At 67.3% G+C, this 13,714-nt stretch carries 10 protein-coding genes; 2 read left to right on the top strand and 8 right to left on the bottom strand.

Going from position 1 to position 13,714, the window contains the following annotated elements:
• Positions 1-22: 22 nt before the first annotated feature.
• From WFH23_RS00520 to WFH23_RS00490, 7 genes are all read right to left on the bottom strand, one after another.
• Positions 23-835, bottom strand: a complete 813-nt coding sequence (locus tag WFH23_RS00520; RefSeq protein WP_200330013.1) for a heme ABC transporter ATP-binding protein — start codon at positions 833-835, stop codon at positions 23-25.
• The gene (locus WFH23_RS00515; RefSeq protein ID WP_442918665.1) at positions 832-1,902 is read right to left on the bottom strand and encodes a FecCD family ABC transporter permease; all 1,071 of its coding nucleotides are present in this window, start codon (positions 1,900-1,902) and stop codon (positions 832-834) included. The genes WFH23_RS00520 and WFH23_RS00515 overlap by 4 nt, the downstream gene beginning before the upstream one ends.
• Positions 1,903-2,003: 101 nt before the next feature.
• A complete protein-coding gene (locus tag WFH23_RS00510; protein WP_090146798.1) occupies positions 2,004-3,113 on the bottom strand; it encodes an ABC transporter substrate-binding protein in 1,110 nt (369 codons plus the stop codon).
• Entirely contained in the window at positions 3,113-4,054 is a 942-nt protein-coding gene (locus tag WFH23_RS00505; protein ID WP_336661251.1) for an HtaA domain-containing protein, read from the bottom strand. Before WFH23_RS00505 ends, WFH23_RS00510 begins: the two co-directional genes overlap by 1 nt.
• A gap of 48 nt (positions 4,055-4,102) precedes the next feature.
• The gene (locus tag WFH23_RS00500; protein ID WP_336661250.1) at positions 4,103-6,967 is read right to left on the bottom strand and encodes an HtaA domain-containing protein; all 2,865 of its coding nucleotides are present in this window, start codon (positions 6,965-6,967) and stop codon (positions 4,103-4,105) included.
• Positions 6,968-7,174: 207 nt separating this feature from the next.
• Complete coding sequence (locus WFH23_RS00495) at positions 7,175-8,464, bottom strand: HtaA domain-containing protein (protein WP_336661249.1); 1,290 nt, start codon at positions 8,462-8,464, stop codon at positions 7,175-7,177.
• A gap of 185 nt (positions 8,465-8,649) precedes the next feature.
• Positions 8,650-11,253, bottom strand: a complete 2,604-nt coding sequence (locus WFH23_RS00490; RefSeq protein WP_336661248.1) for an HtaA domain-containing protein — start codon at positions 11,251-11,253, stop codon at positions 8,650-8,652.
• A 269-nt stretch (positions 11,254-11,522) separates the two neighbouring features.
• Here WFH23_RS00490 and msrB point away from each other — a divergent pair, with 269 nt between their 5' ends.
• Together msrB and WFH23_RS00480 are read left to right on the top strand one after the other, a co-directional pair.
• On the top strand, positions 11,523-11,960 hold the full coding sequence (gene msrB / locus WFH23_RS00485; RefSeq protein ID WP_200330023.1) for a peptide-methionine (R)-S-oxide reductase MsrB: 438 nt from the start codon (positions 11,523-11,525) through the stop codon (positions 11,958-11,960).
• A complete protein-coding gene (locus WFH23_RS00480; protein ID WP_090146788.1) occupies positions 11,957-12,514 on the top strand; it encodes a nitroreductase family protein in 558 nt (185 codons plus the stop codon). The genes msrB and WFH23_RS00480 overlap by 4 nt, the downstream gene beginning before the upstream one ends.
• Here WFH23_RS00480 and WFH23_RS00475 read toward each other — a convergent pair.
• Positions 12,511-13,452, bottom strand: coding sequence for a DMT family transporter (locus WFH23_RS00475; RefSeq protein ID WP_336661247.1), 942 nt, complete (start codon positions 13,450-13,452; stop codon positions 12,511-12,513). The two genes, WFH23_RS00480 and WFH23_RS00475, sit on opposite strands and share 4 nt — an antisense overlap.
• Positions 13,453-13,714: the final 262 nt, after the last annotated feature.

Below are 13,714 nucleotides of genomic sequence, written 5' to 3'. Positions count from 1 at the left end.
ACCTGCCAGAACGGTGACAGGATCAGCGTTCTCGTCGAGGAATGACGATCGGTCTCCCGGTGTCGGGATCCTGCAGTACGCGCACGGGGGCCCCGTACACCTCGGCGATGCGGGCTTCGGTGAGCACCTCCCCCGGGGCGCCGCGGGCGACGAGCGCGCCATTGGCGAGGATGGCGACCTCGTCGGCGTACGCCCCGGCGAGCGACAGATCGTGCAGCACGACGATGACGGCTCTGCCGCGTTCGGCGAGCCCCCGTGCGATCTGCAGCACCGCCTCCTGGTGCTTCAGGTCGAGGGCTGCGGTCGGCTCATCCAGGAGCACGATCCGTGTCTCCTGGGCGAGCACGCGCGCCAGAGAGACTCGCGCTTTCTCACCGCCGGAGAGATGCGGAAATCCGCGCTGGGTCAGATGCCCGACGTCGGCCGCGGTCGTCGCATCGCGAATGGCTCGTTCGTCATCGTCTGCGTCCGGTGTCCCGATCCAGGGTGCGCGCCCCATGTCGATCACCTGCTGAGCGGTGAACGAGAACGCGACCTGATTGGCCTGCAGCAGTACCGCGCGGGCACGTGCGAGGTCGCGGGCCGGCCAGCTTCCGAGACCCCGCCCGTCGAGAGCCACCGAACCGCTCGACGGAACGATGTCGCCAGAGAGCACGCTGAGCAGGGTCGACTTCCCGGCACCGTTCGGGCCGACGAGGGCGAGCACCTCGCCGTATCGCACCGCCATCGTGACGTCGGTCAAGATCGGGACGGAACCGACGTGATAGCTCACGCCGTCCACCTGCTGGGCGACTGCGCCGGCTTGCTGCGAGACGGCGGGCTCCTCGACATTCATGCCCAGCCTCCCGAGCGACGACGGTTGCGACGGATGAGCCAGAAGAAGAACGGCCCGCCGACGAGCGATGTCAGCATGCCGATGGGCAGATCCGCGCCGTCGACCAGTGTGCGTGCCAGGAGATCGGCGTAGATCAGCAGCACGGCTCCGCCCAGCAGTGAGCAGATGAGCAGCAGGCGGTGCGCGGGACCGAGGATCATGCGCATGAGGTGGGGCACGACGAGGCCGACGAACGAGATGACGCCGACGAAGGCCACGCCGACGCCGGTCAGCAGCGCGACGAGCACGATCGACACGATGCGCAGTCGCTCGACGCGCACCCCGAGGTGCGCTGCAGTGCGGTCCCCGAGCGAGAGGAGATCGTATTGCTGGGCGAACAGGATCGCGATGCAGGCGGCGACCGCGGCGACGACCGCCACGATACCGACTTCGTTCCACCGGGATCCGTTGAGCGAGCCGAGCTGCCAGAAGACGATCTGCTCGCGACTGGCGGTGTCTCCGATGAAGGTGAACAGCGCGAGGCCTGCACCGGCGAACGCGTTGATGGCAACGCCGGTGAGCAGCAGCGTGACGATCTCGGTGCGACCCTGCGCGCGTGCCGTCAGGTACACGATGAATGTCGCTGCGAGGCCGCCGAGGAAGGCGAAGATCGCGATCGTCCACCCGCCGAACGCGGTGATGCCGAGCGTGATCGACGCCGATGCGCCGAGCGCCGCACCTGACGAGACGCCGACCACACCGGGCTCGGCGAGCGGGTTCCCGAAGATCGCCTGCATGACGGCGCCGGCGACCGCCAGTGCGGCGCCGACGAGCAAGGACATTATGACGCGCGGGAAGCGGATCTGCCACAGCGTGCGGTCCAGCAGCTCGTCGGTGGGAGCCCAGGAGTTGGCGATGCCGATCCGTCGCAGCACGGACCCGACGACCTCTGTCGGCCCGATCGAGAGCTGACCGAGCCCTGCCGAGAGGATGATGCCGACGATCACCAGGATCACGGCAGCGGTGATGACGATGGCACCGCGGCCTGCACTGCGGCGGCCGAGGGTACTCGGTGTGGCGTTCGTCACGTGATGCTTTCTCTGCGCTGGTGAGTACCGCTGCGACCCGGGGCCCCGGGGCCGGCACGATCACCTATTGTATCGGCGTTCGCCGCGCCGGAGCGCGGCAGCTACTGACCTTCCGGCGCGTAGATGGCGCGCGCGAGCGCGTCGAGAATCTCGGCGGATCGCGGGCCGAACGAGAGCACCGTGCCGTCCTCCATGTCGACGAAGCGGCGGTGCTCGCCGGCGGTGGTCACGGCGATCGCGGGCTTCTCCTCGAGCAGCCCGTCGACGCCGCCGACCGACTCGATGCCGTGCGACATGACGAGAATGAGGTCTGGGTTCGCTTTTACGAGCGCCTCGTCGGTCATCGGTTTCATGCCGTCCCAGCCCATGTCGGTGGCGACGTCGACCCCGCCGACCGCCTCGATGAGCTGATCGGCCCCTGATTCCTTGCCGAAGAGGTAGTAGACGCCCGCCGATCCGCGAAGGTACACGAATGCGATGCGCAGCTTGTCGGCGGGGGTGCCGGGTGCGATCTCCGCGATCTCCGCGATCTTTGCCTCGACTTCGCTCGCGATGCGCTCGGCCAGCTGCTCGCCCACTTCGGGGCTGCCGTAGATCGCGGCGACTTGACGGGCGAGCTCCTCGGCTCCCTCGAACGACGGGTCGTTCTTGACGAAGACGACCTGGATGCCGACATCCTGCAATTGCTCGATGACGTCTCGCGGACCCACAGACCCGTCGGTCACCACGACGTCCGGATGCAGGTCGATGATCGCCTCGGCGTTCACCGTGTGTCCCCCGCTCGTGACGCGAGGAAGGTCGGCCAGACTCTCGAGCGTGGTCGACTGGTCGACGCCGACGAGGCTGTCGGCGAATCCGAGCCCTGCGATCGTCACGGAGATGTTGCCGCCGAGATCGGCCGCCACCACCTTGTCGGCCCGTTCGACCGTGACATCCGTGCTGGAGCCGTCGGTCGCGAACGAGGGTACGGTCGCCGGCAGCGACTGCACCGGATTCTCAGCCACGGGCTCGATGGTGGAGTGCTGCAGCACCGCCGTCGACGGGCCGACGTAGGCCTTGGGGTCTTCGAGGGTCGCGAGCTCGGCGAGCGGTGTCGTCGACACCGCGGCGGGCGCATCAGTGCCGGTCGAATCCGACGGAGCAGCACAGCCGGCGAGCAGCAGAGACCCTGCGAGGAGGGCCGCGAAGCCGGCGGCGACGCGGTGGCGCATCACCGAGTCTCCCCGGAAGGACGATGGTCAGCTCCCGTGTCGGATGCCGGCTCGGACGGCTGCGCGGGATCCGGGGTCGGCGTCGCCGCCGCCTTACCCTTGCGCCCTGCGAGCAGCATGCCTCCGGTCACTCCGATCACCAGGATCGCGATGCCTCCGATGATAATCGGGAGCCACGGGATCGCAGCGGGCGACGCCGCGGGCGCGGCAGTCTCGACGGCGTCGGGGGCGGGGAGGATCTCCTCCGAAGCCCCATCCGAATCGGAGGGAGCCGCGCCGGCGCCGGCCGCACCGGCATCTGCGCAGCTGGAGAACTGCAGGTCGAGATCGACCGGATCGAGCTCTGCGCCCGCTTCGTAGAAGCCCGCGAACGCTTTGGCGCCCGTGTTCGTGAGGGTCGTCGAGAGCGCGTCAGCGACGAGCGCGTCGTCGGAGATGGGCAGCTGATCCGGCACGATCACGTCGCCGACCCACTCCTGCTGGGTGTCGATCGCGACCTCGCCCTCCATGTCGGTGCTCCGCGCGTCGAGCAGCAGAGCCGCCTTGCCGTCGCCCTCGAATTCGAGGGTCGGGTTCGCGATGGTCAGGTCGAGCACCCCGTCATGGCCGGTGAAATGCACGGTTCCCGTGAATGAGACGCTTCCCTCGCCCGTCTCCGTGTCGATGCTGCCGGTCGCACCGTCCCACGTGAACTGGGGCGTCTCGTACGTCGCACCGTCGCTCGCCTCCCACGATCCGTTCGCAATGCTGCCGCTGATGTACGCGCGGAAGCTCTCTTTGACGCCCCACGACAGCTCGCCGCCCGTGATCTCGCACACGCCTGCTTCGCCTGCGGCGCGAACCGGTTGCTGCGCCTGCGCCGCAGTGGGCGCGAGCAGCAGCCCGCCGATGATCGCAGCGCCTGCGAGCAGTGCGCCGGAGCGGCGGATTCGGGCGTTCACTGATGGACCTCCTGGAGATCGTGGGGTGGGACGGGAATGGGAGGATCGCTAGGCCGAGTTGCGGCGCTGGCGAATCGTGAGGAGCGTCATGCAGGCAGCGATCGCTGCGAGCCCGGCCGCACTCGCCCACCACTCCCAGGGTGCCATGCCGCCGGCAGGAATGATGGCCGCTGAGGTGACGCGATCCTCGACGACTGCGCCGGAGAGCGCCTCGGTTTCGACGTCAGCCGAACGCGCCGACTTCTTCTTCGGCTCGACGATGTCGATGACGGCGCCGGCATTCGTGCTGCCCTGGATGGTGATGGTGTGCGTGCCGCGCACGTCCTTGGGGAGCGTGCCCGACCAGCGCACGACGCCGTTCTTATCAGCGGTCGCGGCATCGTCGAGCACGATCGGATCGGAGTAGAGCACGACCAGCACACCCTCGTCGTCGGGGTCGAAGCCCGACGCCTCGATCTCGATGCGCCCGCCCGGTGTGAGTTTCTCGGCGTCGGTGAGCACGGTCACACCGGTCGTCGCCGGGGGCGTATCGGCTGCGGTGTACTGCTTCTTCTCGCTGCCGGCCGCGGTAGCGCCGAAGCTGACCTGGGACTCTGCGCCCACGGTGAACGTGAGGGGATCGAGCCCGATCGACTGGCTGCCACTGCCCCCGGCGCCCCCGCTGCTCAGCGTGCCCAGAACCGGCACATTGCTCCAGGTGACCTCTCCGCCTGCACCGACCGACTTGCTGCCGCTCGCGAGATCGAGCTGGTAGGTGCCGGAGCCGAACGACGTCGAGTTGCCGGTGCTGAGAGTCGCGCTCGCAGGGCCCGAGACGGTGATCGAGGGGTTGGAGACGTTGTACATGGTCATGCCGTAGCCCGTGAAGGCGACCGAACCGCTGTAGCTCACCGTGCCGGTCTGGCTCGCTCGATCCCAGCTCGAGCTCGCCGCCTGCGGGAAGAGGTAGCCGGCGCCGACGCCGTTCGTCTCGATGCTCCCCTTCGCGCAGTGCGCGTATCCGTACGCCTCCTTGTTGGTGCACGTCGTGTACGCGGCGAAGGCGTTCGACACGCTCCACGAGAGGGATCCGGCCGCGGCGCCGTCGGTCGACGCCGGCGCAGCCGGGGTCTCGGGCGTGCCAGCGGGCTTCGGCTTGCTCGCGGGATCGGTGGGCTCCGCGGGCTTCGTGCCGCTATCCGCTCCGATGATGAAGGTGATGTCGTCGAGCTTGGTTCCCGCGTCGTAGAAGGTGCCAGTCGGCCCCGCACCAGTGCCGTTCACGAAGAAGCGCTCCGCGCCGGCCTTCGAGAGAGTGGTCGGCGCCTTCGTGAACTTGACGGCGTTCCCCTCGAGCTTCTGCGGCTTGATCTGTGTCAGATCGATGTGCGCGAGCGTGAGCGTCGTGCCGTCGAACGGGATGCGCACCTCTGCGCTCGTCGCGTTCTTCACCACGATGGTGGGGTTGAGGAGATCGACGTTCATCTGCCCGTGGTGCCCGAAGAAGTTCACCTTTCCGGCGTACTGCACCGAGCCAGACGCTCCGTTCCAGTTCTGGGTCGACGACTGTGGAAAGGTGAAGACGCCGTTGTTCTCGGCCTGTCTCGCTCCAGCGGATGCCTTGATCTTGCCGCCGGCGATGGGGCCTACAACGTAGTCGCGGAACGACTCCTTCACTCCCCACTGCAGCGTGCCGGCGGTGCCCGTCACCTCGCGCTCGAGCTTCACCGTTTTGGGCGCCGACTTCGACGCCCGGAACGCTTCGGGGTCACTCGGCGTGAAGACCGCGCCATACGAGTAGGACCCGGGCTTCGACGGCTTGGCAGACGTCTCAGCGACGCCATTCTTCACAGGCTTCGCGTCTCCCAGGTTCTCGCCGTTCTGCGTGAACTGCACGGCCCCGGAGGCATCGGCGGGGCCGACCACTGCGGTGAGCGCGACATTCGCCCCGACATAGGGTGAACTCGACTTGGCCGTCAGGGAGGTAGTCGTGGCGGTCGGGCTCGGTTGCTCCGGCTGCTCCGTGATGTCGGCGGAGAACGTGATGGGGTCGAGACCGGCGTCGTTCGCGCTGTAGAAGCCGCCGAACGCTTCGAGACCGGCAGCCGTCATCTCCGCGGTCGCGTTCTTCCAGGTGTACCTCGTGCCTTCGATCGCGGGCTTCGACAACTGGATATCGGCGAAGTGCACGTCGTCGAACGTTTGCATTTCACCGACGGTCACGGTGTCGACGAATTTGCGGCTATCGACGTCGACATACAGTTCGGCGGTCTTCGACGATGTGACGGTGATTCTCGGCTCGGTGATCTTCAGGTCGAGAATGTGCACCTCGCCGCTCTCATGGCCTTGGAAGTGCACCCCATCGTTCTCGCCGAAGGTCACTTCGAGGTCGGTGCCGTCGGCCTGGGCGATGCCCGTTCCGGTTCCACCGGTCCATGTGTAGGGCGCGGGTGCGGTGGTTCCACCCACCGATTCGATCGAGCCCTTCGCGATCTTGCTCTCGATGTAGTTCCGGAAGGATTCGCGCACACCCCAGGACAGCGTCGCATTCCCCGCGCCGGTCTCGACGGCGTCAGACGCAGCTTCCACGGCCTGCTCCCCAAGCTGCGGCGCAGCAGCTGCGGCTTCGCTCACCTGCGGGTCGGTCTCGACCAGCACTTCCTGGTCCTCCGACACCTCGGGCGCGGGTGCCTCCGCCGGAGCCGACGGAGCCTCAGGTGCCGGCGAAACGTCATCAGCATCGTCCGCGACTTGGGATCCGCCACTCGTCTCGTCGCCGCTCTGCGCTGACTCCTCCGACTCGATCGCACTGATCGACCCGGCGACCGCCTCATCGGCATACGCGGCCGAAGCGCCGCCGAACACAGCGCCGACCACAAGCATCCCGACGATGCCGAGGGAGCTGGTTCTGGCGATGCGCGCGCGAGCAGACACGAATAATCCTTTGGTGAGACGACGTCGATCTGAAGTACTGGAGCCTCGTCACGCGGTGCAAGTCTGCCCAAGGTGAGGGTTACCTAAGTTCTCCGACTTCTAGTCTGGTCCGGATCATCAGATGTTGCAAGTCAGACGAGGAAATCACTGCCGAAACGCAACGGGCGGCCCTCCCCGAGGAGGTCCGCCCAGTGCGCTTCGCATCGACTACTGGCGATCTGCGCGGTAGAGGAACGCCGCCATCGCCTCTCGCGTCACATTGCTCTTCGACGCGTACGCCGGCTTTCCCGACGGCTGCTTGATGCCGGTCGAGAGCCCTGTGATCGACATCCAGGCGATCTCTTTGTAGAACTTATCCGACGGCTTCACGTCGACGAATGGGGACGTTCGCGGCGTCGCCGGCTTCGAGCGGGTGTCGAGACGATACATGAATGCGGCCATGGCCTCTCGAGTGATCCCGGCCTTCGGCTGATAGGCACGCGTGCCGTTCGGCTGCTTCACGCCCGTCGAGATCTTCTGCGCGTACATCCAGGAGATCTCTTTGTAGAACTTGTCACCCGGCTTGAGATCGGAGAAGTACGACTTCGCGGGGGCGCGGTAGTTCTGATTGGTGTTGTACTGGCGGAAGAGGAACGCGGCCATGGCCTCTCTGGACACGTTGCTCTTCGGCTCGTAGGTGCGGGTGCCGTTCGGCTGCTTGACGCCCGTCGAGACACCCTCCGTGTACATCCACGTGATCTCCTTGAAGAACTTGTCGCCCGACTTCACGTCGGTGAACGGCGCCTTGGTCGGCTGCGGATCGACCGGCGGCTTCGGGTCGACCGGCGGCTTCGGGACGGTGATCGGGAGAGAGAAGGTCACGGGATCCAACACATCCCCCGCGGCGTAGAACGTGCCGAACGCCGCCGAACCCTCTTCGGTGAGCGTCGCTTGCGCATTGCTCCACGTGCGCACCCCACCCGAGGTACTCGAGGCGGGAAGCTTCAGGGTGGCCATCTTCACATCGGCCAGTTCATACGTCTCGCCGACGGTCGTCACTCCGGAGAACTCCCGGCCGACGACGTCGAGGTGCAGCACACCTGTGGTCGCCGAGGTTACCGTCACGCGAGGGTTCGTGAACTTCAGGTCCAGCGCGTACGTCTCCGCACCAGTCGAATCCGTCATGGGGTGCGACTGGAAATGAACGCCATTCCCTGCCCCGAATGCCACATCGGCGACGGCCGCCGTGTTGTCAGCCGTTCCCACCCCGCCGGACCAGGTGAACACTCCTCCGCTCTGCGGTTGCGCAGTGGTTCCCTGGAGGCTCGTTCTCCCCTTGAACACACTGTTGCCGATGTAATTGCGGAACGACTCCTTCACGCCCCAGCTCAGCGTCGCGTTGGCGACCGTGCCGGGCGCCGCGGTCGCCGCGGCCGGAGCCAGCGCGACACCGCTTGCCACCAGCAAGGCTGCCGTGGCGGTGGCGAGCAGTCGGCGCACGCTCTTTCGTACAGTCATGGCGGGCGTCATCCTTCGTGTCAGGTGATGTGTCGCGAGGGCGCGGACGCGAAGTCTCAGTCGTCTGCCCTCGTCGGTCGAAGCCGGGCTGCCTGCGCAGCATCCGAGCACTATTCGACTTTACAGCGCAGAATGGCCTCCCTCCGCCGAGCAGCGAAGAGAGGCCATTCGTGATGCGGGCCGTATTAGTTCGAGGTCGCCCGTCGGCGAGCGACCATCAGGGCGGCTCCGAGCAGCAGCGCAAGCGCGCCGCCGGCGAGAAGACCGGTGAAGTCGGCGGCGCCAGTTGAAGCGAGGCCCTGTGCACCGGCTGCGGGAGCCGAAGCGATGGAACCGATAGTGCCCGTCCCGCCGCCAGTGCCGTTGCCGTTCGCGCCGCTCCCGCCGGCTCCGGTGCCATCGGCACCGCCGTCTGCAGCGCCACCACCGGCTCCGGTTCCGCCACCGGTGACGGTGATCGTGAGCGCGTCCGAGACCGAGTCGGAGACGGTGTCATCGCTCGACACGAACGTCGCCACGATCTCGTTCGCGCCTGCGGCGAGGTCAGCCGTGGCAGTCGCGGTGCCATTGGCCACGGCAACGGTGGCGAATGGGACGCCGTTGTTGGTGAAGGTGACTTCACCGGTCGCAGTCTCAGGTGCGATGGTCGCAACGAATTCCACGCCGTTCGGGCTCCCACCGACACCGGCCGACGAGGTCAGCGTGGTCGTCGAGATCGTGTACTCCGAGACGGTGAAGTCCGCCTCGAGGTACTCCTCGACATTGGTGCCCGCGAACGAAACGACGTAGTCTCCCGCTGCGAAGTCCGCGGGAACATCCCACGTGATCTCGGCCGAGCCAGAATCGTCGACGGTCACGTCGCCGACCTTCAGCGGTTCTCCAGCTGCCGGGGCGGCGTCACCTGCTGCAAGGGACTGCATCTGCCCGGCGGGGTTGATCCAGACCGCAAATTCGCTGCCCTCGTCGAACGGGCCAGCTGCGAACTCGATGGGTTCGCCCTGGCGGACCTGGGCAGCTGACGGCTTCTCGCCGTCGATCGAGATCGCGGGCACCGCTGCGACGGTAACCGTGACGGCTGCCGACTTCGAGCCGACGACGTCACTCGTGTTCGCGGGAACGAACTCGGCGGTGATCTCGTTGGCCCCGACCGGCAGCTCGGAGGTCTGCAGCGTCGCGACGCCGTTCGCGACCTCAACGGCCTCGCCCAGAGCGGTCGAGCCGTTCGAGAACCGCACGGACCCTGCCTGGTCCGCGGGGGTCACGTTCGCGGTGAGAGTGACCTCATCGCCGGCTCGTACGCTGGCGACGTCGGACTTCAGCTCGGTCGAAGTCTCCACGACCGGTGCGCCGTAGTTCACGCGCGCTTCCTGCTCCTGCGCTGCGTTCTTCACGCCGCCTGCGGCGTAGGTGAAGACACCGTAGCTGCCGTTCTCGGGTGCGGGCTTGGACGCATCGCGATCCTGCAGCGTCGTCGTCCACTCGAACGAACCGTCGGCGTTGATCGGCACCCACTGCGCGCGGATCGTGCCCTGGTACATCGCGGGAACCTGGTCGAGCGTTGCTTCAGACAGAGCCCAACCCTGAGTCGCGATCAGGCGCTGAGCCGAGGCGGCATTCTCTGAGGGCTTCCAGTTCTCACCGAACTCGCCGAAGACGACGTAGGTGCCCTGCGGCAGGGTGTTCGGGATCGGCACGCCGCGGCCACCGATGTTCGCCTCCGGATCGTAGCCCTCTCCCTTGACCACGACCTCATCGCCTGCAGACACTCGGGTGTCGCCCACCGGAGTCACGCCATCTTCGAGGAAGACCTCGATCTTCGGCGTCCACACCTTCTGCTCCTCGACGGTGACCGTGGTGCTCGTCGAAGTGGAACCGGCGAATGCGGATGCATCCGTCGGAGTGAACTTGGCCTCGACCTGGTTCGCGCCGGCCGGAAGGGCGTCGGTGGTGAACTTCGCCACGCCGCTCTCAACCGGAATCGCTGGCGAGATCTCGCCGGCTCCGTTCGCGGTGCGGTTGCTGAAGACCACGGCACCCGCGGCCTCTGCCGGAGCGACCGTTGCGGTGAACTCGACGCTGTCGCCTTCGGTCGCGGTGACCGCGCTCGCGGCGATCGACGTCGTGGTCTCCGCGGCGGGAACCGCTGCGATCGGAGCCGAGAACGTGATCGGGTCGAGGCCCGCCGTCGAAGCGTTGTAGAAGCCGCCGAAGGCGTCCAGGCCATCAGCGGTCATCGTGGCGGCGGCATTGGTCCACGTGTAGGTGGATCCGGAGACCGTCGGAGCCGGGAGCGTCACATCGGCGAAATGGACGTCGTCGAGCGAGTAGAACTCGCCGAGCGTCGTCGTGTCGACGAACTCGCGCCCATCGACGTCGAGGTACAGCTCCGCAGTCGTCGGCGAGGTGACCTTGAGCTGCGGCTGCGTGAACGTGAGATCGAGAATGGACTCTTCGCCCTCGGCGTGCCCCTGGAAGTGCACGCCGTCGTTCTCGCCGAAGGCGACGTCGACGCCGGTGCCGTCGAGATTCGCCGTTCCCGTTCCCCCGGTCCACGAGTACGGACCCGAGCCGGTGGTGGCTCCCAGGTTCGTGACGCTTCCCTTGGCGATCGGGCTGGTGATGTAGTTGCGGAAGGAGGTCTTCACGCCCCAGTCGAGCGTTGCGTTCGCAACCTCGCCGTCGCCTGGAGCCGCGTTGGCCACGGCCGGCGCAATCGCCAGGCCGCTGGCGACGAGCAGCCCCGTCGTCGCCGTGGCGAGCAGGCGCCGCCACTTCATCTGTGCAGTCATGAAGATTGCACTCCTTTTCTCTTCGGATTCGGCCGCCGCGCGAGCAGCAGCCCGCTCATCGGACTGAACTGAGGCTCCCCTAACCTGCAGCACCAGCAATAGTCTGACGATTTTCATCTGACCTTGCAACTCCCACCTCTGATTCGGCGCGCTCCCAGGTGCCGCACACGTACGCGACGCGGCTTCGCGCCCGGCGAACGCCGCACCCTGCGGCTGCTCACGCCACCGGCGTACACTGGGCGAGCCAATCCACGACACCGGAGGTCGCCATGAGCAAGCCCATCGATTCGGCCGACTACCCGTTCCAGCTCAGCGAGAGCGAATGGCGCGAACGACTCGCACCGGAGGAGTACGCCGTGCTGCGCAACCAGGGAACGGAGCGCGCGGGTACCGGGGAACTGCTGGACGAAGAACGAGACGGCCTGTACCGGTGCCGTGCCTGCGGCAACGAGCTGTTCATCGCTGGCACGAAGTTCGACTCGGGCTGCGGCTGGCCGAGCTTCTACGAGAGCGTACGGCCCGGTGCCGTCGAACTCCTCGACGACACGAGTCTCGGCATGGTGCGCACCGAAGTGCGCTGCGCCCAGTGCGGGTCGCACCTCGGGCACGTGTTCCCCGACGGCTTCGGCACTCCGACCGGCGACCGCTACTGCATGAACTCGCTCTCGTTGAGCTTCGAACCCGGCGCACGTCCCTCTGACGCATGACCGCGCACGGCGGCCCGGCGTACCGCGCACTCAAACGTCGTCGGTCCCATTCGAAGGTGACCGACGCGGCGCCCAGCCGTGAGGAGCTCGAGGAGTACGTGGCCGTCATGGCGAGCGTCTCGGATCATTCCCGCATGCGGCCGTGGCGCATCATCGAGCTGCGCGGCAAGGACCGCAAGAAGCTCGCGAAAGGTCTGGCGAAGGCTTCGGGTGAGGATCGCGGCAAGCACATCGCCAAGATGACGCGAGCACCGCTCGTCCTCGTCATCGTGGTCAGCCCCGGCAACACGAGCAAGGTGCCGTTGTGGGAGCAGGAGGCTGTGGCGAGCGGCGTGACGCACTTCCTGGGACTTCTCCTGCACGAGTCCGGGTGGGGATCCATCTGGAAGAGCGGCACGCACACCCGCAGCAAAGCCGTGCGCAAGGCACTCGGCGTGCAGAAGCCGGAGTATCTGCTCGGCTGGCTCCTCGTCGGCGGCATCCCCGAGCGCGACCGCGGTGAGAAGCCCCGCAAGCCTCTGGATCTATCGCGGCACCTCTCCGGCCCGGGCTAGTCCGGCAGCCCGCGTCTCCGGGAGGGAAGCGCCGCGACGACGACCGCGAGCAGCGCCACAGCCGACCCGGCGATCATGCCCTGCGTCAGGCCTCCGGCGAGCGGCGCCCCCGCCTCGAAAGCGACAGACGCCAGCAGTTGCCCCGCGACGTTCGACATGCTGAGCAGCAGCACCCCGGCAGTGCGCACGAGCATTGCGGCCACGGCGATGAACAGCGTTCCGATGATGCCGCCCAGGTAGAAGTAGGGAGCTGAAGGCCAGTTCGTCGGCCATCCGTTCATGGCTACCGACACCGCCGCGATGATCGCGAGGATCGCCGTGCCCACGACGAAGTTCACGAATGTCGAGGCGACCGCGCTCTGAGCGGCCGCCCGCACGAGCCCGTTCACCATGGATTGCGCTGAAACGCACACCCCGATGATCACCGGGAACACGATCAGCCATGCGCCGTGCACCCCGCTGAACCCGACGGACAGAGCGACCGCGACGATCGCCAGCACGGTGCCGGTGACCCGCATGGGCGTCGGATCGATGCGGCCTCCCGGCCCCAAGCCGGCGCGATCCAGCACCAGGCCGCCGAGCACTTGGCCGGCGACGATGCCAACGGTGAACAGCGCGAGTCCCATCGTCGGAGCGATCAGCCCCTGCGCCAGCACGAAGAAGGCGCCTCCGGCCCCGCCGAAGAGGGTCCACACGGGGAGCGAGCCCGAGCGCACCTCGCCGCGCAGCCGGGTGAGGCCGGTTCGGCCGCGACGCGTTGCGAGCACCGCGACGCACATGACGATGAGCCCGGAGCCGAACGACGCTGCAGCCGCGACGTATCCGTTGCCGAGTTCTTGGCTCAACCCGCCGTTGATGCGCGATTGCACGGCGACGAGGACGCCCGCGAGCCCCGACCCGAGGAGGGCGGCCCAGATGGGGAACTTGGAATGCGGCACTCCCCCAACCTTACTCCGGCTGACCGGCTCGCTCGCCGCACACCACGGCAACGCGTCGGCGTTGCGGGCGGCGAGCCGATGGAGCCTGCGACATCGGAATCGGTTCTCAAGCCGACTCGCGGCGCAGTGAGCGAAGCGAATGGAGCCGCCTGTCGGACTCGCTCGCCGCACACCACGGCAACGCGTCGGCGTTGCGTGCGGCGAGCCGATGGAGCCTGCGACATCGGAGTCGGTTCGCAAGCCGACTCGCGGCGCAGTGAGC

Source organism: Leucobacter sp. USHLN154, assembly GCF_037145595.1.
Taxonomy (GTDB): Bacteria; Actinomycetota; Actinomycetes; order Actinomycetales; family Microbacteriaceae; genus Leucobacter; species Leucobacter alluvii.
Note: the sequence above shows the minus strand (reverse complement) of the source record. Positions and strands in the feature narration are given on the sequence as shown.

Excerpts from the sequence above, each read along its gene's own strand:
- WFH23_RS00520 (WP_200330013.1), bottom strand. The coding sequence starts at position 835 with ATGAATGTCGAGGAGCCCGCCGTCTCGCAGCAAGCCGGCGCAGTCGCC.
- WFH23_RS00510 (WP_090146798.1), bottom strand. The coding sequence starts at position 3,113 with ATGCGCCACCGCGTCGCCGCCGGCTTCGCGGCCCTCCTCGCAGGGTCT.
- WFH23_RS00495 (WP_336661249.1), bottom strand. The coding sequence starts at position 8,464 with ATGACTGTACGAAAGAGCGTGCGCCGACTGCTCGCCACCGCCACGGCA.
- WFH23_RS00490 (WP_336661248.1), bottom strand. The coding sequence starts at position 11,253 with ATGACTGCACAGATGAAGTGGCGGCGCCTGCTCGCCACGGCGACGACG.
- msrB (WP_200330023.1), top strand. The coding sequence starts at position 11,523 with ATGAGCAAGCCCATCGATTCGGCCGACTACCCGTTCCAGCTCAGCGAG.
- WFH23_RS00480 (WP_090146788.1), top strand. The coding sequence starts at position 11,957 with ATGACCGCGCACGGCGGCCCGGCGTACCGCGCACTCAAACGTCGTCGG.